Genomic DNA, 19202 nt, shown 5'->3' on the forward strand with positions numbered 1-19202 from the left:
CTCAGCGGGATCGCGCCGCGCGCGCCGCCTGCAGCTTGGCGAAATCATCGCCGGCGTGATGCGAAGAGCGGGTCAGCGGGCTCGCCGACACCATCAGGAAGCCCTTGGTGTAGGCAACCTTCTCGTATCCTGCGAACTCGTCCGGGGTGACGTAGCGCATCACGGCGTGGTGCTTGCGGGTCGGCTGCAGATATTGCCCGATGGTGAGAAAGTCGACATCCGCCGAGCGCAGATCGTCCATCACCTGCAGCACCTCGTGGCGTTCCTCGCCGAGGCCCACCATGATGCCGGACTTGGTGAAGATGGTCGGATCGATTTCCTTGACCCGCTGCAACAGCCGGATCGAATGGAAATAGCGCGCGCCCGGCCGCACCGTGAGATAGCGCGACGGCACGGTTTCCAGATTGTGGTTGAACACGTCGGGTTTTGCGGCCGCAACGATCTCCAGCGCGCCTTCCTTGCGCAGGAAATCCGGCGTCAGGATCTCGATGGTCGTGGCCGGGCAGCGGGCGCGGATCGCGCGGATCGTTTGCGCAAAATGCTCGGCGCCGCCGTCGGCGAGATCGTCGCGATCCACTGACGTCACGACGATATGGGCGAGTCCGAGCTTGAAGGTGGCCTCCGCGACATGTTCCGGCTCGGCGGCATCGAGCGCACCGGGCATCCCGGTCTTGACGTTGCAGAACGCGCAGGCCCGCGTGCAGGTGTCCCCCATGATCATGAAGGTGGCGTGCTTCTTGTCCCAGCACTCGCCGATATTCGGGCAGCCGGCCTCCTCGCACACCGTCACGAGGCCGTTCTCCTTGACGATCTTTCGGGTGTCGGCGTAGCCGCGCGTGTTCGGCGCGCGCACGCGGATCCAGTCCGGTTTCGGCGGCGACAGCGCATCCGGCCGGTTCACCTTTTCGGGGTGACGCGGGCGTACCGGGTTGGACGAGACGGTATCGACGAGAACGACCATTTGAAGCCTGAATATGTCCGAAAACTCTTGGAAACCTTAGCTAATCCGTGTCGCGCTGCGCCGCAACCCGGATTGCGGAAGACCGCAACCTGGCTCGCCGAACCTAGCAGAAACATGCAACATGTTGGGAGCATTCCTCCTGTTCCCGCTGATTCCCACCTCAAAATGATTCAAAAGCCCCAACTGGCCGAAACCAAGGCCCCTCGCCTCGGCAAAGCGCTGAAACGCGCGTTTTTTGCCCGCAGCGTGCATGAGGTCGCGCCCGATTTGATCGGGGCCACGCTGCTGGTCGATGGCGTCGGCGGCATCATAGTCGAGGTCGAGGCCTATCATCACACCGATCCGGCCGCGCATTCGTACCGGGGCCCGACACCGCGGAACCTCGTGATGTTCGGCCCGCCCGGCTTCGCTTACGTCTATCGCTCTTACGGCATGCACTGGTGCGTCAATTTCGTCTGCGAGAAAGAAGGCTCGGCCAGCGCGGTCCTGATCCGCGCGCTGCAGCCGACCCACGGCATTCCGGCGATGCGCCGCCGCCGCGGCCTGCATGACGAGCGCGCGCTGTGTTCGGGGCCAGGGAAACTGTGCGAGGCGCTTGGGATCACGATCAAGCACAGCGAGCTGCCGCTCGATGCGCCGCCGATCGCGCTGCATGCGCGGACGGAGAAGCTCGAGATTGTTACGGGTTTGCGGATCGGCATCACCAAGGCGGTGGATTTTCCGTGGCGGTTCGGGCTGAAAGGCTCACGGTTTTTGAGCAAGGCGTTTTGAGGAAGCGTGCTCCGCTCTAGCGTCGTCCCGGCGAAGGCCGGGACCCATACTCCGCAGCGGTTGTTGTTGGAGCAGGTCGCTAACGCCAGCATTCCTACCGATGGGCCGCGGCGTATAGGTCCCGGCCTTCGCCGGGACGACGGCGGTGTTTGTCATTGCACCATCATCCAAACGCGACTTCGCATTCTCGCGACGCATTGCGCCCGAGCTTTGCCAGGAATTCCTCACCCTCTCCAATGAGAGGGCGCAGGGAAGACCGGGTGCGCGCTGCACCCGCGGTCTCGCGTGCGGTTTGCACAAAACAAAGTGCACACGAGCATACAGGGCAGCGGAGAACACCCGGCCTTCCCTGCGCAATGGCTCTACGGCTTATAACGCGATCTCCCCGGTGAACGGGCTTTCTTGCCACCGTCGCTCCCGATCAGCTTTTGGCTTCCCGGAAACTTGACACCAGCAACGGGGTGTCAGGACCACGCGCCTTCGCCGTACGCCTCTGTCGCGTTACGTCTTCGCAACATCGGCGTCCACCGCAACCCGTCCAACGTCCGTGACGACGGCCGACGCCCTCTGAGTGGGACGGGATGGCGATATATGTGCCCCTGATTTGCCCTTCTGGAAAAGCGAAATATTTTTTGTTTCAGGGCTTGACACGAATTCCGTAAATCCGAAATGATTTGCCCGTCGGGTCAGTTTGTCGCGGCTACAGTCGCTTTCACACCGCGTGGTGGCAGACCGCCTCGATGCGGTTGCCGTCGGGATCGCGCAGGAACGCCGCGTAGTAGGACGCGTGGTAGTCGCGCAGGCCCGGCGGTCCGTCGTCGGTGCCGCCGGCGGCAATGCCGGCATCCCAGAACGCATCGACCTGGGTTTGCCATCGCGCCTTGAAGCACCAGTGGCGGCCAAAGGCGTCCTCGGGCTTCGGACCCTTGCGGATGGTGAGATAGACTCGGTCCGGATACGCCGGCCGTGCGCGCTCGCCATAGCCGAGCCAGTCGTCGCGGCGGCCGACTTTGACGATCCCGAGCGCTTTCATGATGGCGTCGTAGAACCGCTCGGCGGCGGCGATGTCGGAGACGGTGATGGAAACGTGGTCGAGCATGCAAGCTAGCTCCGTAACTCGTCATGCCCGGCCTTGTGCCGGGCATCCACGTCTTAGAAGGCAAGCAAGACGTGGATGGCCGGGACAGGCCCGGCCATGACGGCGAGTAATCGTTCTCAGGCGCTGCGCGCCCTAAACCGCGTTCTTCAATCGCTCCAGCGCTTCGAGAATCTTTTCTTTTCGCGCCACGGCCGCCTCGCGCTTCTCTTTCTCTTCCTCGACGATCTCCTCGGGCGCATTGGCCACGAATTTCTCGTTGCCGAGCTTGGCGTCGACGCGCTTGATGTCGGCGTCGGCCTTGGCGATTTCCTTGTCGAGCCGGACTTTCTCGGCCGCCAGATCGATCACGCCCTTGAGCGGCAGCGCCACGACTTCGCCGCGCACCAATAATTGCACGGCGCCTTCCGGCGGGCGGTCGGCAAACGATATCTCGCCGAGCCGCGCCATGCGCTTGACGGTATCGCTCCAGCGCTGCGCGCGATCTTTGGTCTCATCGGAAGCCCCCGCCAGCACCAGCGGCGTCAGCGTCGCCGGCGCGATATTCATTTCCGCGCGCACCGAGCGGATCGCCGTGACGAGATCGACCACCCAACCGATTTCGGCTTCCGCCGCTGGATCGCTGAACTCGCCGGGCTCGAGTGCGGCCATGATCGGCGGGATCAGCGCATCGTTCGGGCCGGCCATCGCCATCGATGCGAGTTGATCCGCCGTCGCCGCTCCTGCCTTGCGCGGCCACTCCGCCAGCACCAGGAGGCCGTCGCGCTTTGCCGTCACTGCCCACAATTCCTCGGTGATGAAGGGCATGAACGGATGCAGCAGCTTCAGGATTTCATCGCGCGCCCAGGCGACCATCGCGCGGGTCTCGGTCTTTGCCGCGCCCTCCTCGCCCAGCAACATCGGTTTTGCGAGTTCGATGTACCAGTCGCAATAGACGTTCCAGACGAAGCGATAGATCGCGTTGGCTGCATCGTTGAAGCGATAGGCCTCGATCGCCTCGGTGACTTCACGCGTCGCGCGCGAGGTTTCGTGCGCGATCCAGCGGTTCAGGGTTTCCTTGGCGCCCGTGTGATCAAAACCCGCCGGCATGACGCAGCCATTCATCTCGGCAAAGCGGCAGGAATTCCACAGCTTGGTTGCGAAATTGCGATTGGTTTCAACGAGTTGCGGCGACAACTTGATGTCATGGCTGTGCGCAGCGCCGCGCGCCAGCGCAAATCGCAGCGCATCGGCGCCGTAATCATCGATGACGCCCAGGGGATCGATGACGTTGCCTTTAGACTTCGACATCTTCGCGCCCTTCTCGTCGCGAACCAGGCGGTGGATGTAGACGGTCGAGAACGGCGCTTCCTTCTTGAAGTGCAGGCCCATCATCATCATCCGCGCGACCCAGAAGAAGATGATGTCCCAGCCGGTCACCAGCACGTTGGTCGGATAATAACGCGCAAGCTCCGGCGTCTCGTCGGGCCAGCCGAGCGTCGAGAACGGCCACAGGCCTGAGGAGAACCAGGTGTCGAGCACGTCTTCATCGCGCGTGATGAAGCCTTCGCGCCTGGCGGGATCCTCCGCCATCGCCTGCCCCTGCTCCGGCGTGATGACTTCCTGCTCGACGTAATAACCGAGCGCGTTGCCGACGGCTTCCTCTTCGGTCTCGGCGACAAACACCTTGCCGTCAGGGCCGTACCAGGCCGGAATCTGGTGGCCCCACCAGAGCTGGCGGGAAATGCACCAGGGCTGGATGTTCTCCATCCATTCGAAATAGGTCTTTTCCCAGTTCTTCGGCACGAACGTCGTCGCGCCGCTGTGCACCGCCGCGATCGCGGGCTGCGCCATCGTCTTGGCGTCGACATACCATTGGTCGGTCAGATATGGCTCGAGCACGGTGCCGGAACGATCGCCATGCGGCACCGTGTGGGTGTTGGGCTCGATCTTCTCGAGGAAACCAAATTCCTCGAGGCGCGTGACGATCCGCTTGCGGGCGGCGAAGCGCTCGACGCTGTGGAATTCCTCCGCGAAATGCGACGCGCCTTCCGGCAGGTCGCGCAGATAGTCTTCGTTATCGACCAGCGCGAGGCATCCCTCCTGATCGAGCACGCTGACCCGCGGCAAGCCGTGCCGCTTGCCGACCTCGAAGTCATTAAAATCGTGCGCCGGCGTGATCTTGACCGCGCCCGATCCCTTCTCGGGATCGGCGTAGTCGTCGCCGATGATCGGAATACGGCGGCCGACCAGCGGCAGGATGGCGTGCTGGCCGATCAGATGTCCGAGCCGTTCGTTGTCCGGATGCACGGCAACCGCCGTGTCGCCCAGCATCGTCTCGGGTCGCGTGGTCGCGACCACGATGAAGGTGGTGGGATCGTCGGGGCTGAAGGTCTTGCCCTCGATCGGATAGCGCAGGTACCACAAGCTGCCCTTGACCTCGACCTGCTGCACTTCAAGATCCGAGATTGCCGTCAGCAATTTCGTGTCCCAGTTCACCAGGCGCTTGTCTTTGTAGATCAGGCCTTCGCGGTGCAGTTCGACGAACACTTTTACGACCGCGCGCGACAGGCCCTCGTCCATGGTGAAGCGTTCGCGCGACCAGTCGCAGGAGGCGCCGAGCCGCTTCAGCTGGTTGACGATGACGCCGCCGCTTTCCGCCTTCCACTGCCAGACGCGCTCGAGGAATTTCGCGCGCCCCAATTCGCGGCGGCCCGGCTCCTGCCGTTCCATCAATTGCCGCTCGACCACCATCTGGGTCGCGATGCCTGCATGATCGGTGCCGGGCTGCCACAGCACGTCGCGGCCACGCATCCGCTCGAAGCGGCAGAGGATGTCCTGCAAGGTGTTGTTGAGCGCGTGGCCCATATGCAGCGAGCCGGTGACGTTCGGCGGCGGGATCACGATGGTGAAGGGCTCGGCGTCGCGCCGCTCGGGGCGGCCGGCTTTGAACGCGCCGCTCTCCTCCCAGATGGCCGACATGCGGCTTTCGATATCGGCGGGCTGGTAGTTTTTCTCGATCATGACAATGCAATTGGGGTCTTGAGGAAGCGATAGCGTTTTCGGGCGAATTTTGGAGACGGTTCGCGCCAGGAAAACGCGTTCAAAACAACAGACTAGCGCCCGACTCTGAAGCAATCAGGAACCTTACGGGCCCTAGAAAGCCGCCGGAAGGCATCGAGTCAACCGCAGCTGCACGCCGAAGTCCGATAAAGCCCGTCGGGCATGGCTGAATGAGGGCCAAACACCTCGCAAGCGGCCGCTTTGACGGGCTAGCGCCCGCGCGAAACCCGCTCGATTTCGGCCTTGACGATCCGCTCGACCAATCCCGGCAGATTGTCGTCGAGCCAGGATTTCAGCATCGGCCGCAGCATTTCCTTGACCAGATCTTCCAGCGTCCGGGCGTTGTTGCTGAGCACGGTGTTGGCCAGCGAATTGAAGGCGGATTCGACGGCGGAGACGGTCGAGCGCGACAAGATCTGCTGCGCCGGCGAAGCTGCCGCGGCGCTTTCAAACGGCGGCGGCTCGTAGGCCGGCTGCCGGTGCAGCGCCCTGGCGGCAGCGGTCTCGGTGAACTCGATGTCGTCCTGCGGCTCGATCTTGTGGAATGAGGATGCCGCGGGCTGCGGATCCGGCACCGCCATCTCATCGGTGAGTTCGAACACGTCGGCCTCGGGCTGCGCCGGCCGGATGTCGGCCTCCGGCGTCGCCGCGTCGAGGCTTGCCAGCATCGCGTCGATGTCGTCCTGGTTGTTACTGGCGGCGGGCTCCGGCGCAGGCGGCGGCGACGCGGGCTTGGGCGCAGCGGCGGCTGGCTTTGCTTCAGAAGGCTTTGCTTCAGAAGGCTTGGGAGCGATCGCCGACGGCGGAATATCCTTCATCGCCGTCGGCCTGGCGGCCGGAGGCTCGGGCTTCGCGGCGCGCGGCGGGCTGGCGGGCTTCTCGGCTGCAGCCGGCTTTGCATCAGCAGGTTTGGCTTCGTCGTCGGCGATGATGCGACGGATCGACGCCAGAATCTCCTCCATCGAGGGCTCTTGGACCTTTGCAGGTTGCGTCATCGCCGACTCCACATCGAAACCATTTTACACCAAGCCACTCGGGATTTGCCGGTTCCGGATATGCAGGCCGGGATTTTCATCGCGCAAGCCAGACTTGTCCCCAGATCAACCCCACACGATGCGTCGCGCGGGGTTCCGCTCCCCAAAAGCAACCCGGCTCGCGGCCTGTAGACGTAAAAGCTGTGCGAATCGCCCTGCTGCCTCCAAGAAAGTTATGTCACGGCAACAAGTGATTGCAACAACACACCCGGCGTACTCCCCGTCGGGTGGTGAATCATTCCGGCCGAATGACGTTGTCATCCCGGGGTGACGCCTGTCATCCCCGGGGTGACGCTTGTGATCCCCGGGTGACGCTTGTCATCCCGCACGCATGCGGGTGGCGGGATATCAGCGGCCGTCGGGCGTGCGAACACCGGCCCAGCTGTCGCGCACCTGATGATAATGCACGCTCGGATCATAGGTCGTGGTCGGCAGCTTGAGCACGATCGGTGACAAGCGCCCGATCGTGTTGAGCACCGAGTAGGACGCAACGACGCGGTCGTGCTGGGCGGTGACGAGCGCGACGCGCGCGTTCACCAGCGCCTGCTGCGCGTTCAAGACGTCGAGCGTGGTGCGCTGTCCGGCCTTGGCTTCCTCGCGAACGCCGTTCAGCGCGATCTCGGACGCCGTCACCTGTGCCTGCGCCGACTGCACCTGCGCCTTGCCGGCCACCAGCTGTCCCCACGCCGTGACGACGTTGGCGCGGGCCTGATCCCGCTGCTGTTCGAGAGTGAGGCGCTGCTGCGCCAGGGTTTCCTTGGATTGGCGGATCAACGAATATTCGGCGCCGCCATTGTAGATCGGGACATTGAGCTGCGCGACAGCCGACGCCCCGAACGTACTGAAGACCGTCATCTGCTGTTCGTAGGACTGCTGCACCGATGCCACCAGGTTCACGGTCGGCAACAACGCGCCCTCGTTGACCTTGACCTGGAGATAACTGACGTCGATGCCGAACATCGCCGCGGTAACGTTCGGATTTTGCGTCAGGCCGAGTTCGACGGCGCCGGGCAGCGTGCCCGGCAAATAGCGATCGACCGGCGAACCCGGGGCCAGCGCTACCGGCTCATTGCCGATGATGCGGCGGAAGTTCGAACGCGTCGTGTTCAGGTTGGACTCGGCGGTGAGTTGCTGGGTCCTGCCGGCGGCCAGTTGTGCTTCCGATTGCGCGACGTCGGTGCGGGTCACTTCGCCGACATTGAAGCGGTCCTTGGTCTGCTTCAGCGTCTGTTCGAGCACGCGAACGTTGCTCTTCTGAACCTCGACGATTGCGGAGTCGCGCAGATAGTCCATGTAGATCGTGGCAGCCGACAGCAACACGGTCTGCTCCAGCGCCCGCAAGGCTTCGCGCGCACCGGAAACCTGGCTTTCGGCGGCGCGGGTCCTGTTGGCGGTCTGCTGACCATTGAACACGTTCTGCGTGACGGTGGCGCCGACGCTGCGCGGCGCGTTGGTGCCGTGAACGCCGGTCCGCACGATCGCGTCCGGGGTGCCGCCCGATGTCAGGTGGGTGTCGGTATATTGATAACCGGCGCTGGCGGTGACGGCGACCCTCGGGCGATAGCCCGACAATGCCTGTGGCACGGCTTCGTCGGTGAAGCGCACCTGGGCGCGCTGCGCGTTTAACTGTGGGTTGTTCTGATAGGCGCGCACCAGCGCGGCCTCGATCGTATCGGCCAGGGCGGGCGTCGGGCCCATCAAAGCTAACAGAAGGACCGAAGCCGCAGCTCCGGCAAAAACCTTCACCCCACGCATCAATGGTGATCCAATCATTTAGTTCGCCGGCCAAAACAACAACCGGACGCCGCTTCAGTCGAAGTGAGTCCCGGCTCACCTTATTCCGCACCGGGCCCCGACGGAACCACCCCGCAAGCAAAAGCGGTCGAAACTCTTCACGTGGGGCAAACGGGCCACACTTCTGATTCAGAACGGGATTTTAACAGCCTGAACGGGCGTCTTTTTTGTTTTGACGCGTATTCTTCACGCGAACCGGGTTCCACTTCGCTCGGAAACGCTCCTAGAAAACGAACGCTGGAAGCCGTTCCATGCCCGGCAGCACCGGCACGGCGGCGTCGAACAGCGCCCGGTTCCCGAAATCGCCATGGGAACGCGTCACGATGGTAGCCCGCTGCGGCTGCGACATCGCGAAAACGCCGACCAGCCGGCCGCCGTCCCGGAGTTGCCGATAGAGCTTTTGCGGCACGACCTCGGTCGCGCCGTTCAGGACGATGACGTCGAAGGGCGCCTTGGCGGGATCCCCGTCCGCGCCTGTCGCGCTATGGACCTGCCCGGCAAACTGGCCGATCACGGCAGCGGCGTATCCGCTGGCGCAGCCCACCACCAGAACATTGTCGGTTTGCTTGATTTCGGCGGCCTGCAGCATCTTCGCCAGCACCGCCGGCTGGATCAGGAACTGCTTTTCCGAACCGCCCTCGCCGACCTCGAGATCGAGGTCCAGATAGGCCAGGGCGCGCTTGTTTTCGGGGACAAAGGTCTCGCGCGGCACCGCCAGCATGGCGTCGATGATGCGGATATCGGTGACGTCGCTGGGACGCACCTGACCATCGACCATTTTCTGGCGCGCGGTCGAAAAACCGGACATTGGCGAAGACCCTTCGAAGACCCTTGGGCTGAGACCCTGAAAGCAAGCGGCGTTGCCGTCGGGAGAGCTGAAACCGGGGTCATCTTTGGTACAAGCTCCGGCAAAACGCAACACGCCGGGCGGGCGCGCCAACCGGGCGCAGTATTCCGAAGATAAAGGCGCCCTACTCGATCGTGACCGCAAGCCGGCCGATCAGCTGCGCCACCTCCTCCAGATGCTCGGAATCATGTTCCACAAGCGCTTGCGCCAGCCGGAACAGGCATTCGTCATCGCTGAGATCAGGAATATCGCTCGGCACAATCGACGGCACGGCCCTCATCAGGTCGTCGGCAATGGCTGGCATCGATTCGGCTCCCGTGAAACCCGGCACTTTCAAAACTCGGATCGGATTGAGTCGAATTGGCGGCTTGCGCCATGCTCCGCGCGGATGGCGGGTTTGCACAGGTGCGTTGCCGGTTATGTCCCGCGCAGGATCGGAAATGGCGGCAAATCCTTGAGCCGCCGGGGATTTCAGGCCCCATCCACCTTGGCGCCGGGGATGGACATTTGGTCCTTTGCAAGCCCGAAAGGCTTTGTTATACGCTCCCGGCTCGCGAACATTTGTTTCGCCTATTCCTCGGTAGCTCAGCGGTAGAGCATTCGACTGTTAATCGAATGGTCGCTGGTTCGAATCCAGCCCGGGGAGCCAAATCAAATCAACGACTTACGCGAATATCCAGCCACCTTTCTCAGAGGTGGATTTTTCGTCTGCACACCGTGTGCACACACGCCGGCGAGTGCCGGCCATGATGATCACACTCTATATAGTGGGAGCGATAGTTCTGGTGCTGGTTGCCTTGTTCGCGGTGGCTATGATCGTCACCATGAAGGCCAACCAAATCGGCTGCAGCGGGATCGAATAACCCGCCTGGCGAATCGCGCAAACGGCCCCAGCGCTGATACGCAACGCTGCACAGGCCGCCAACCCAGTGGGGTTTTCTCCCGGTCGGGGGCTGAGGGATCTACCGGGAGCGCAGAGTCGATTCCTGCGGCGCCGGATCGTTCCGTTCCCATCCCGCCGGATTGGTAGTGGTCCCTTTTAGATTTTGCGGTGGCCCCTTTTGGGTACCCCCCAGTAGAGTTTGTAGCTGTCCGGACGCGTGTGGTACTTCGCCCAAAAATGGGAGGGTGCCGAATGTGCGCAAATTGCGCAGAGCTAGAGCGTAAGCTAACGCTCATCAAGTCCGGCAGCGAGCCGGATGACCCCGAGACCCGGCAGCGGTTTAAGGCCCTGGTCGCAGACGTGGAACGCCAACTGGACGTGATGCGTAAAAGCCATCCCTCCACTGTGCACTAGCGGATCGATAGAACGCTCGACATTCCTACGGAAGATAACGTCTCGGTGAACGAAACCGATTGCCTTCCCCCACGCAGTCGTCCGGAAACGAAGCCGGAGCAGTCTCCTCGTCACTGACAACAGGGGATTTTCAAAATGATTGCTCTCACAGTCACCGCCATTTTAGCCGTCTGTGCCGGAACATTGATCGCGCTGGCATCGAGCGATTTCGGCCCCGAACTAGCCCTCGCCGTTGTCAGCCTCGTATAAGTACGGCAACAAAGAAAAAGCCCCGCCTTCACCCGGCGGGGCTAAGTCAAGAGCACCTTGCAGTGGCCCCGTGAGGGCCGCTGGCAGCCTATCAGGTTAATCAGATGCCAGCCAAGCACTTGCCAAGCATGGCAAAGGCTATGCTGATCTTGAAGCAGGCGCGGCCTGCGTACAGACGGATCAGGCGCACTGCTTCACCTCTGCCGGCTGTTCAATAATGTCCCGTAGGGCTTTAACCCGCTTGGCAATATCGTTGAGGCTGAAGTCCAGAAGTTGAGCGTCCTGGGCCGGCATTTCAAACTTCTGCTTGTCGTGCTCCGCGCGGAGCATGCTCCCCGATGAACGGAGAGCGACCTCAACCATCTGCTCAATATCGTGCACCGCGAAGTCGATGTCGCAGATCTTGCTCATGCCATCGCCCCTTGCTGCCAGTCCTGCGAACCGACTTGCTCGGCCAATCCGTCATAGTCGCCGATGCCGGATTCCGCCGGATCTACCTCAAGGTCGCGCCGGCCGCCTCTCGCCCACACAGTTTGATTATCATGGCCGTCCAGGCTGCCCAGGGCCGGTTCGTGCAAACCGTCATCCTCTCCCGGGTCATCTTCCTCAAGCTCCGCGTCGTCGCCCTCGTCCTCGGGCTCGCAGTCGATCGCCATGTGGTTCTCGGTGCTGTCGAGAAACCGGATCAACCGGTCAATCTCGTCTCTGGCTTCCTTGCGGAGTCGCCCGATAGCGCGGAAGATTTCCTCGGGGGTTACAGGCGTCTTGACGTACAGCGCACCAGCGGAGTCCGCTGGCCGTTCTAGGGTGGTTGTCATGAGTGTCGCTTTCGGTTTGGCTTTCCACAGCCGTGCCGGTGACAGACCGGCAGCCGGGGGGTGGAAACCAGCCGAAAGACTGGTCGGCAGCGCTTTTAAGCCTTGCGGCTCTGGACATGACGCACCGCCCCCGGCATAAAGGCCAGGTTGAGGCGCGCCGCCAAGCGCTCCTGAGCGCCTGAGGAAACCCGCCAAGGTCTCCTACGCGCAGTTCGGGTTAGACCCCGCCAAGGGTCGCCCTATTTCGGTCCGGGTTTCCACACCCACGGACATGCTGCTCCTGATTTGCTTAAAAAACAATTCCCCTCTCGGGGCGCCTTGGCGCGTCTAGTCCCAAAGGCCGCGGCTGACCGTGTCGCCCCTGGTCGCTGATCCGTCGTCGAACAGGATCTCATCCAGGGACACCAGCGGGCTATCACCGAACTTGGCGAACTTCGTCGGAAACATACGATTGTGGTCGGCGACGAACTTCTGCACGCGGCCCCTTACCTGATCGCGTCGCAGTGATCCTTCGAACAGCGCAAGGAAAATCGATTGCGCTATGTCGTTGCGAACATCCGGCGGCAAATATGCGGGCGTCAGATCAACGATGGTCTTAAACTCATTGTTTTGGCTTCTGACAATTTCGATCCGGACTCGCTCCGGCTGATATCGACGACGTTGGCCCTTGAGATTGTTGTCGGCCGTCGCTGCTCTTAAGAAGCGATCGAAGTCTGGATTCAAACGTCGATAAAGCTTCAGTTTGCGAAAGGATAGGATCGGAATTTCCGTGATCCTGGTGCCTTGCTTCCCCCAGCAAATCTGACTGATGGTTTTTCCAGCGTTGAGCGCAGCTGTCAGCTGTTGAATTTGCTCTGGCGTTGCTGGCACCGGGCTATCATACCGCCGCTTCACGCATGTTAGGCATTTGCGCTCGTTGCGGCCCGGGGCGATGTACAGATTGTCGCCCGACAAGGGATGGCCGTGTTTGCAGTGAGTAAAGCTTCGGACGCGAGCTCCCTTCAAAAGCCGGCCATTGGCGTCCGAAATTCTCTGCGCCTCCGCACCCCAGATTGGATTTAGCTCACAGTGCTTCTTAAAACGGCCAAGGCTCACGATGTGGGGGCCGGATCTCCTCCCTGCACCAGTTAGCTTTGGAATCGTGCTTCCCGCCTTCAGCCTCTCCATAAATTCGATTGCGATCGCCGGCGGAATACCGGGCGGCATGTTCACCCATCTATAGTGGGCTGCGCGTATTTTATCAGCGTGTGACTGTCCGAAGGGTAAGCGCTCGATCTCCATGGCTCCGCTCCATCAGCGCGGTATGCGCCGACAGATTGCAGAACCTGAGTCGCGGCGGACCGGTGGCGGTCCTTGCCATCGGCTTTCCACAGTCGAGGCGAACTGGCCTTGAGTCGGGGGCAGCTTTCGCGCACCCTCAGCCCCAAACACCTCTCTGGGAGGAGCGATGATGGCAGACGAAAAGGAAACTCTAGGGGTCGAGGACGCCTCTAAGCTTACCGATGCTGATTGGGCGGAGATCAACCTCTGGAAACGAACCTATGAGAATGGCGGCCAAGCCGAACTTTCCAAAATCATGGCCAAGCTCTCGACCAAAGACCCTGTTCGCTACATGGCGGTCATGGGGGCTTTCTTTCCGGATATGGTCCGCGAGGCGATCAAGGACAGCATGGCGGAAATCGGAATGGAGGAGGAAGACCTTCGGGATTTGATTCGAAAGCTGGAAAGCCCAGCGCGAGACCAATGAGCCGGCCGTTTCGGATCGAGTTCGTGATAGCCGCCGTTCTGCTTGGTAGCTGGGCGCTGTGGGGTTGTGGTGATTCGTGACGCCCTCGCCACAAGGCAAGAGCCATTAGTGTAGAGGTTGTATGCCTAAAGTGGCCCAACCGGCTCTTGAACTGCCTACCAAACAGGCGTTACAAAGGAACTGGCATCGGGTCTTGACACATCCTTTGCCATTCAACGGCAGCTTGGGTTACACCTGCATCGTCGGGTGTCCCGCGAATAAAATAGCCCTGATCTAAACGCCCGGAGGTCGCGCCTCCGGGTTGGTCATTCGTGACCAGGCGAATACCGGGGTCGGCAACCCAAGCTGCTGATGTCAAACACCCGGCACCTGCCGGGACTGAGGCGCTTGGTTATGTCTATTCCCGGTTGGAAGCCGCTTCCGAAACAGGTTGAGGTTTGGCTTGACCGCACAACATGGGCGCAATGCCTGGTTGTGGGGCTTGCTGCGTTGTGGGTGGCGGCTTCGCTTTGCTTTCACTTCTTGACTGCCGCGCCTTAACTGACCTGTGGGGTTTTGCTCGTGTCGCTTTGGTGGCTGCTCTTGATCGTCCCGGCTTCGGCCGGCGCCCTCATCTGGCTCTGGGTCGAGTGGGAAATCTGGCGGGCTAAACGCCAATGATGCGCCGATCGCATTATCTGGCCCTCATCGTGCTCTTATCTTTGATCGTAATCGCCATCATGGTCCTGCGCTCATCGACGGATAGCATATGGCTGTGAGTCGAGATCGGAATCTGGCGCGCGAACAAGCCGTCACCGTCGCGCTGATATTCGCGCTCCTTGCACTAACGGTCGTTTCTAACTCGCTTGTCGGCCGGGTCTTTCCGGCTTACATTTCCGAGCTGCGCTTCCCCGCGCCAACCGATGCCCTCGTTGCCGCTGCGCTCGCGCTGATCCCGCTTCCGCTGTTCGTCTTGGCCCGGTTCAGCTTCGGCTATATCGTCGGCCTGTGGATGTACGGCATGGTCGCCGGGTTCATCTTCCTCAGCTATTCGACCAAGCTCGAATACAATCACAGCCAGGCGAGGATATCCGCGCTGCTGTGCCTCATCTCGTTTCTGGTCCCGGCCCTGTTCCTCCGGTTCAAAATCTCGCTCTTTTCGATCAGCCCGAGAGCAATGAACGCCTTGATGATCTGTGCGCTGATCCTGAGCGCCGCTGTGGTTGCCGCCTCCGCGATGTACGGCTTCAGGATAGCCGGGCTCTTGGAGTCGCTGGCGATGCGAGAGGAAGTTACGCGCCCAAGGCTGCTGAACTACCTGAACGGCATCATATCCGGCGCGGTGCTGCCGTTTTGTTTCGCCTACTTCGCGCTCAACCGTCGAGTGGCATTGAGCGCCATCGCCGCCGTCTTGCTGTTTGCGTTCTTTCCCGTCTTACTGAACAAGACCGTCTTACTGGCGCCTCTATGGTTGGTATTTATCCTGGCGCTTTACACGGTCTTTCGGCCGAAAACGGCAACGGTGCTGTCTATGATCATCCCGCCGATTATAGGCATCGCTGGCTACTTTGTTTTCATCTCAGAACTCGGCGCACTAGCATTCGGCTTCATTAACCTTCGGATGATGGCGATCCCCTCCATAGCGCTCGATCATTACTCTCATTTCTTCAGCAGCCACCCACACACCAATTTCTGCCAGATCAACTTCGTTCGGCTCTTTACCGAGTGTCCCTACAATGAACAGCTCGGGGCGATCCTGAAGAACGAGTATAACCTTGGGAACTTCAACGGATCACTCTTTGCAACCGAGGGGATTGCATCGGTTGGTCCGATCTTGGCTCCTATCGCAACCTTTGTTTGCGGGGTCGTCATCGGGCTCGGCAATGTCGCGTCGGCGAGGCTGTCACCGGCGCTTATCGCCGTTTCGAGTGGGGTACTCGTACAAGCCCTCACGAACGTTCCGCTGTCGACCGTTCTGCTTTCGAATGGTGGCGGCGCGCTGTTTTTACTTTGGCTGGTCTCCCCGATGGGCATGCGAGCTAAGAAGTGATGTCAGGGCTTTCCGCTGTGTAAGCGCTGTGGGGCTGGCTGCATAGGCTGAGCCTTGAGGCCAGAAGTTCAGTGTCCTTCCAAAGCCCGGGAATGAGATTCCGCAGCGCTCGGTTACGCATGCTTTCCGTGTGCTCGATGATCCAGCCGGCGGCCTCTTCGGCGGGCTGGATCGAATACTCGAAGCCCCGCGGATCGATGATGTATTCGGCATTGTTGTTTTTCATCATCAGGGCCGGCGCACAGATGATATTAGCGGCAGGCACAATCGCCTGGAGGACAACGGCGCCAGCACGGCCGCCATCCAGTTCAAGCGGGAATTTGTCGCGCTCGCCGTAAAGGGCGTACCAAAGCGCTACTTTTGGATCTGCGCTCCAGCACCTCCCGGGCGGACCCTCCGGCTGCCCCCGAAACAAGATCGTGTCGTAGCCGCAATATGCCGGCAGCATCCTTCGAAGGAGCGCTATGGCCGGATCGTCGCCCAACGAAGAGGAAACCGCATGGTGCAGACCCGGACAGGGCTTCAGCCAGCAATCCAGGAAACAGTCCTGCGAACGCGGATAGATGGCATCCAGGCGGATAATTGCCTCCGCCGCCTCACGCCAGAGATTTTGGCGTGTCACCCGTTCGAACCCCCGCGGACTAATCGCCGAGCGGCGGCCGTAGCCAGTCTCGCATGCGCGCAGCAGACGGGCGAGAGTGTCAAACTGTCTAGGCAAAACTGCCCCGCGTGTAATTAAGCCGCCGGCTAAACGGTGCTTCAGTCTGGCGCCAAATCGCCAGCCAAAGCCGGCCGGCGATCGTCCGCTCATCCTCATCAGCTGCCAGCCTGTGCGTCTTCCCCGTTTGCTTGCCGCTCTCGTCGCACATCGTCAGCACGCCATCGGAAACGAAATAGAACGCGGGCTCTGCTGCCCCTGGATAGTCCGGCGGGCGCGCTTCAGCGGTCTGCACCCATACCGATCTAATTTCCGGCCTAGGCTGGCGTGGGGCTGCAATCCGCGGCACGGGCTTAGGCTCATCGGCTACTCCGACCGCCTCCCGCGCTCGCCTCTCCCATGCGTCAAGCCATCCCATCGTCAGTGCAACGTCTGGCCGTCGTGGCACAGGTTGGTGGCGAAGTCGTCGAGAGCTTCAATCGCCCGCGCCCTGGTAACGCCCATCTTCTCGACAACGCGGTCAATGACGCGCTGGCGCTCTGCGATCTGAGCCATCACTTCCGGATCATTAAGAGCATCCAAAAGACCGATCATGCTGCGCTCTCCCGGTCATCCTGTTGCTTGATGAAGCGATACTGGGAGCACTGGCAGCCGATCGCCCGCGCAATGATCATCTGACGAAGCACGGGCGCCGGAATGCCCGGCGTATCTGATTTCATCGCCTCAACCCGCGCATCAATGAATGCATCGATGTCGGCCCGAAGTTTCTCGATCCGCTCGTCAAGCGGCTGCTGTTTGATTGCCATGGGCTGCCTCTGCTGGTTTCTGAATGTCGGCTAACTGCCGCTTTGCGACCGCGGCATCGTTGTGCGCTTGCCTCACCACTTTCTCGCGCTGACGTTCGTGCTGGGCGACGTACCGTCGCAAGACGCATGGCAGTTGCGTGAACCGCCACTTGTGCTCCTTGGGCCAGGACCGCGGCGCCTCAGTATCTCCACCGATGCCGTCCAGCGCCTCCGCAACGATCCAGGTAGCCACAGGATTGGCAAGCCCGGCCGCTTCGTGCATTGCCGCGATATGGTCGATCGCCTCCGAAATTGCGTCGATGCCGAGAGAAGCATTCTCCAGTGAGAACTGCGCAATAACCGCCGGCTGTGCCGGACACGATCGAACGCCCTTGGCTTCGCACCAATGGATGAACGCGGACAGTGCGACTGCCCTTGCCGGCGTCTGCTGTGCCGGCAGTTCGCCGAACTGGCGCTTGAGCGCTGCCAGCATCGCAGCTTCGTTACGCTGCCATGCGTCCACCCGTTCAGCCACCTTGGCGTTGCTCAGGGCCTGCAGTACCGGATTCGTCATCGGCCGGCCTTGATCAATGCCTGATGCACGGCCTCAAACTTGATCCGCAGCGCCATGTTGTCGGCCGTGTCCCGCGACGTTTCGCCGTCGAAGCTGTCGCTTTCGGCGTCCATCTGGTTGAGTATCTGAGCACGAGCGCTGCGATCGTAGGTCGGGAAAAACTCGGCTACATACTGCGGCGTTGTTTCGACGCCGTAGCCGTTCTGAACCTGCGTTTTGATCCGCTTGAAACTGTCGTTCATGGTCATGTCCTTCGCAGATTGCCAATGATTGAAGCCAGATCCCCCGCCTCGCCCCTGCCGCTGTTGATCCGGTCGCGCGCCTTCCCGATCTTGGCATCCAGCGCGCTCGACTGGCGTTCGCCGGAAGAAACGGAGACGCCCGGCCGCTGCACTGGCGGGACGTTGCGAGTGGCAACCGCCTTTGCTTTCATGATGTCCTGATAGCGCATCGCATCCAGCAAGACGCGCTGGCCAAGCGCACTGTTAACCGTGCGATCACTGACAAGCCCTTGCATCTCGCCATCGGTCATCCCAAGGCTTTTGAAATACGATTCCACCTTCGGCTGATACTGCTTCACCAGTCCGGCATCGGCGCCCAGCGCTTCTGCAAGCTTGGCATCTTCGGTAGCCTTGAACGTGCGAAACTCCTGCGCCTGCACGTGCGCCTGTTGGTGCTGATACTGCTGCTGCGCCTGCGTGATCGCATTCACCCGGCCAAGGATGTTCATAGCCTTCTGGAATGCCGGCGGATCGACTTGAGATAGGAGCGCAAGGCCCTCCTCAAACTGCTGCGGCGGCAAGCCCTCAAGATGAGGGACAACCTCACCCAGCGTTGCCAGCGCGGCAATGCGCGTGTGCTCCAGGCCGGCGGAATACTGCTCCCGGGCCTTCGTGGCCTCGCTGAATTGCGCTTCTACGGCCTCCCGGACCTGAGGGTGACGCAGTGCCTTCTCGAGATCGGGCGCCAAGCCATCGACTGATGGTTCTGGCTCAGATGCCGCGATCTGCTCTGCATCCGCCTTTTGCGCCGGCTTCTCGTTTTCGGTGCCGAGGTTCGTACCCATCTCGCCGCGGAGCATGTCGGCCCACGCCGCCACCTCCTCATTGCCGCGGCGTTCAACATTCACCTCATGCAGAAAACGGCGATCGGCAAACTCGTTGGTGAGCTGCGCCTGGGTGAGTGCTTCATTTGGTGCGTTTTCGTCTTCGAACTGTGAAAGATCCACAGCCGGTTCGGGCTCGGGAGCATCGCCCCGGGCTTCCGCGAGGGTCTCGGCAAGCTCTCTTGCGTCTTCCGGACCCTTCTCGGTCGCGGTGTCATCCGGCCTCGTCGTGAAGCCCAGCTGATGATTGCCGTATGCCTCGCCGGACAATTGCTCGCCGCTGCTTGCAAACTGGCCCGTCGTTTCGTCGCGCGTGTCGCTCATGGCGTTAGCTTCCTAGAATTGCGTTTAGCGCCGTTTTGAACTGCGCGGCTGTTAGCTGTGCTTTACCCTCA

The 19202-nt window shown here is 61.4% G+C and carries 19 protein-coding genes and 1 tRNA gene; 4 read left to right on the forward strand and 16 right to left on the reverse strand.

Going from position 1 to position 19202, the window contains the following annotated elements; genetic code table 11:
* Window position 1: 1 nt before the first annotated feature.
* Window positions 2-961: a lipoyl synthase gene (lipA, locus tag JQ567_RS17385; protein WP_212439965.1), complete on the reverse strand. Its 960-nt coding sequence runs from the start codon at window positions 959-961 to the stop codon at window positions 2-4.
* 165 nt (window positions 962-1126) lie between these two features.
* Between lipA and JQ567_RS17390 the strand changes: the two genes are divergently transcribed.
* Window positions 1127-1732 carry a DNA-3-methyladenine glycosylase gene (locus JQ567_RS17390; protein ID WP_212439966.1) on the forward strand — a complete coding sequence of 202 codons (606 nt, stop codon included), beginning with the start codon at window positions 1127-1129 and terminating at the stop codon, window positions 1730-1732.
* Window positions 1733-2444: 712 nt separating this feature from the next.
* Here JQ567_RS17390 and JQ567_RS17395 read toward each other — a convergent pair.
* The 6 genes from JQ567_RS17395 to JQ567_RS17420 all read right to left on the reverse strand — a co-directional run bounded on the left by JQ567_RS17395 (window position 2445) and on the right by JQ567_RS17420 (window position 9849).
* Complete coding sequence (locus JQ567_RS17395) at window positions 2445-2831, reverse strand: VOC family protein (RefSeq protein WP_212439967.1); 387 nt, start codon at window positions 2829-2831, stop codon at window positions 2445-2447.
* A gap of 132 nt (window positions 2832-2963) precedes the next feature.
* A complete protein-coding gene (locus JQ567_RS17400) occupies window positions 2964-5831 on the reverse strand; it encodes a valine--tRNA ligase (protein WP_212439968.1) in 2868 nt (955 codons plus the stop codon).
* A 248-nt stretch (window positions 5832-6079) separates the two neighbouring features.
* Entirely contained in the window at window positions 6080-6865 is a 786-nt protein-coding gene (locus JQ567_RS17405; protein WP_212439969.1) for a PopZ family protein, read from the reverse strand.
* A gap of 387 nt (window positions 6866-7252) precedes the next feature.
* The gene (locus JQ567_RS17410) at window positions 7253-8659 is read right to left on the reverse strand and encodes a TolC family outer membrane protein (RefSeq protein ID WP_212440086.1); all 1407 of its coding nucleotides are present in this window, start codon (window positions 8657-8659) and stop codon (window positions 7253-7255) included.
* Window positions 8660-8921: 262 nt separating this feature from the next.
* Window positions 8922-9506, reverse strand: coding sequence for a protein-L-isoaspartate O-methyltransferase (locus tag JQ567_RS17415; RefSeq protein WP_212439970.1), 585 nt, complete (start codon window positions 9504-9506; stop codon window positions 8922-8924).
* Window positions 9507-9669: 163 nt separating this feature from the next.
* Window positions 9670-9849 carry a hypothetical protein gene (locus JQ567_RS17420; RefSeq protein WP_212439971.1) on the reverse strand — a complete coding sequence of 60 codons (180 nt, stop codon included), beginning with the start codon at window positions 9847-9849 and terminating at the stop codon, window positions 9670-9672.
* Window positions 9850-10119: 270 nt separating this feature from the next.
* Between JQ567_RS17420 and JQ567_RS17425 the strand changes: the two genes are divergently transcribed.
* Window positions 10120-10194 (forward strand) — tRNA-Asn (locus tag JQ567_RS17425).
* A 1077-nt stretch (window positions 10195-11271) separates the two neighbouring features.
* On the opposite strand, the gene JQ567_RS17430 is transcribed toward JQ567_RS17425, so the two are convergent.
* The 3 genes from JQ567_RS17430 to JQ567_RS17440 form a co-directional block, all read right to left on the reverse strand.
* Window positions 11272-11502, reverse strand: a complete 231-nt coding sequence (locus JQ567_RS17430) for a hypothetical protein (RefSeq protein ID WP_212439972.1) — start codon at window positions 11500-11502, stop codon at window positions 11272-11274.
* Window positions 11499-11909: a hypothetical protein gene (locus JQ567_RS17435; protein ID WP_212439973.1), complete on the reverse strand. Its 411-nt coding sequence runs from the start codon at window positions 11907-11909 to the stop codon at window positions 11499-11501. Before JQ567_RS17435 ends, JQ567_RS17430 begins: the two co-directional genes overlap by 4 nt.
* A 327-nt stretch (window positions 11910-12236) precedes the next feature.
* Complete coding sequence (locus tag JQ567_RS17440) at window positions 12237-13190, reverse strand: hypothetical protein (RefSeq protein ID WP_212439974.1); 954 nt, start codon at window positions 13188-13190, stop codon at window positions 12237-12239.
* 169 nt (window positions 13191-13359) lie between these two features.
* Here JQ567_RS17440 and JQ567_RS17445 point away from each other — a divergent pair, with 169 nt between their 5' ends.
* Both JQ567_RS17445 and JQ567_RS17450 read left to right on the forward strand, forming a co-directional pair.
* Complete coding sequence (locus JQ567_RS17445; protein WP_212439975.1) at window positions 13360-13656, forward strand: hypothetical protein; 297 nt, start codon at window positions 13360-13362, stop codon at window positions 13654-13656.
* Between the two features lie 748 nt (window positions 13657-14404).
* Complete coding sequence (locus JQ567_RS17450; protein WP_212439976.1) at window positions 14405-15685, forward strand: hypothetical protein; 1281 nt, start codon at window positions 14405-14407, stop codon at window positions 15683-15685.
* Here the strand turns inward: JQ567_RS17450 and JQ567_RS17455 are convergent.
* The 6 genes from JQ567_RS17455 to JQ567_RS17480 form a co-directional block, all read right to left on the reverse strand.
* Window positions 15675-16307: a hypothetical protein gene (locus JQ567_RS17455; protein ID WP_212439977.1), complete on the reverse strand. Its 633-nt coding sequence runs from the start codon at window positions 16305-16307 to the stop codon at window positions 15675-15677. The genes JQ567_RS17450 and JQ567_RS17455 overlap by 11 nt on opposite strands.
* 456 nt (window positions 16308-16763) lie before the next feature.
* A complete protein-coding gene (locus tag JQ567_RS17460) occupies window positions 16764-16937 on the reverse strand; it encodes a hypothetical protein (RefSeq protein WP_212439978.1) in 174 nt (57 codons plus the stop codon).
* Window positions 16934-17149: a hypothetical protein gene (locus JQ567_RS17465; RefSeq protein WP_212439979.1), complete on the reverse strand. Its 216-nt coding sequence runs from the start codon at window positions 17147-17149 to the stop codon at window positions 16934-16936. Before JQ567_RS17465 ends, JQ567_RS17460 begins: the two co-directional genes overlap by 4 nt.
* Entirely contained in the window at window positions 17124-17702 is a 579-nt protein-coding gene (locus JQ567_RS17470) for a hypothetical protein (RefSeq protein ID WP_212439980.1), read from the reverse strand. The genes JQ567_RS17465 and JQ567_RS17470 overlap by 26 nt, the downstream gene beginning before the upstream one ends.
* Complete coding sequence (locus JQ567_RS17475; protein ID WP_212439981.1) at window positions 17699-17944, reverse strand: hypothetical protein; 246 nt, start codon at window positions 17942-17944, stop codon at window positions 17699-17701. The genes JQ567_RS17470 and JQ567_RS17475 overlap by 4 nt, the downstream gene beginning before the upstream one ends.
* A 2-nt stretch (window positions 17945-17946) precedes the next feature.
* On the reverse strand, window positions 17947-19131 hold the full coding sequence (locus JQ567_RS17480) for a hypothetical protein (RefSeq protein WP_212439982.1): 1185 nt from the start codon (window positions 19129-19131) through the stop codon (window positions 17947-17949).
* Between the last annotated feature and the right edge of the window lie 71 nt (window positions 19132-19202).

The organism is Bradyrhizobium sp. AUGA SZCCT0431, from assembly GCF_018131065.1.
In the GTDB taxonomy this organism is placed as follows: domain Bacteria; phylum Pseudomonadota; class Alphaproteobacteria; order Rhizobiales; family Xanthobacteraceae; genus Bradyrhizobium.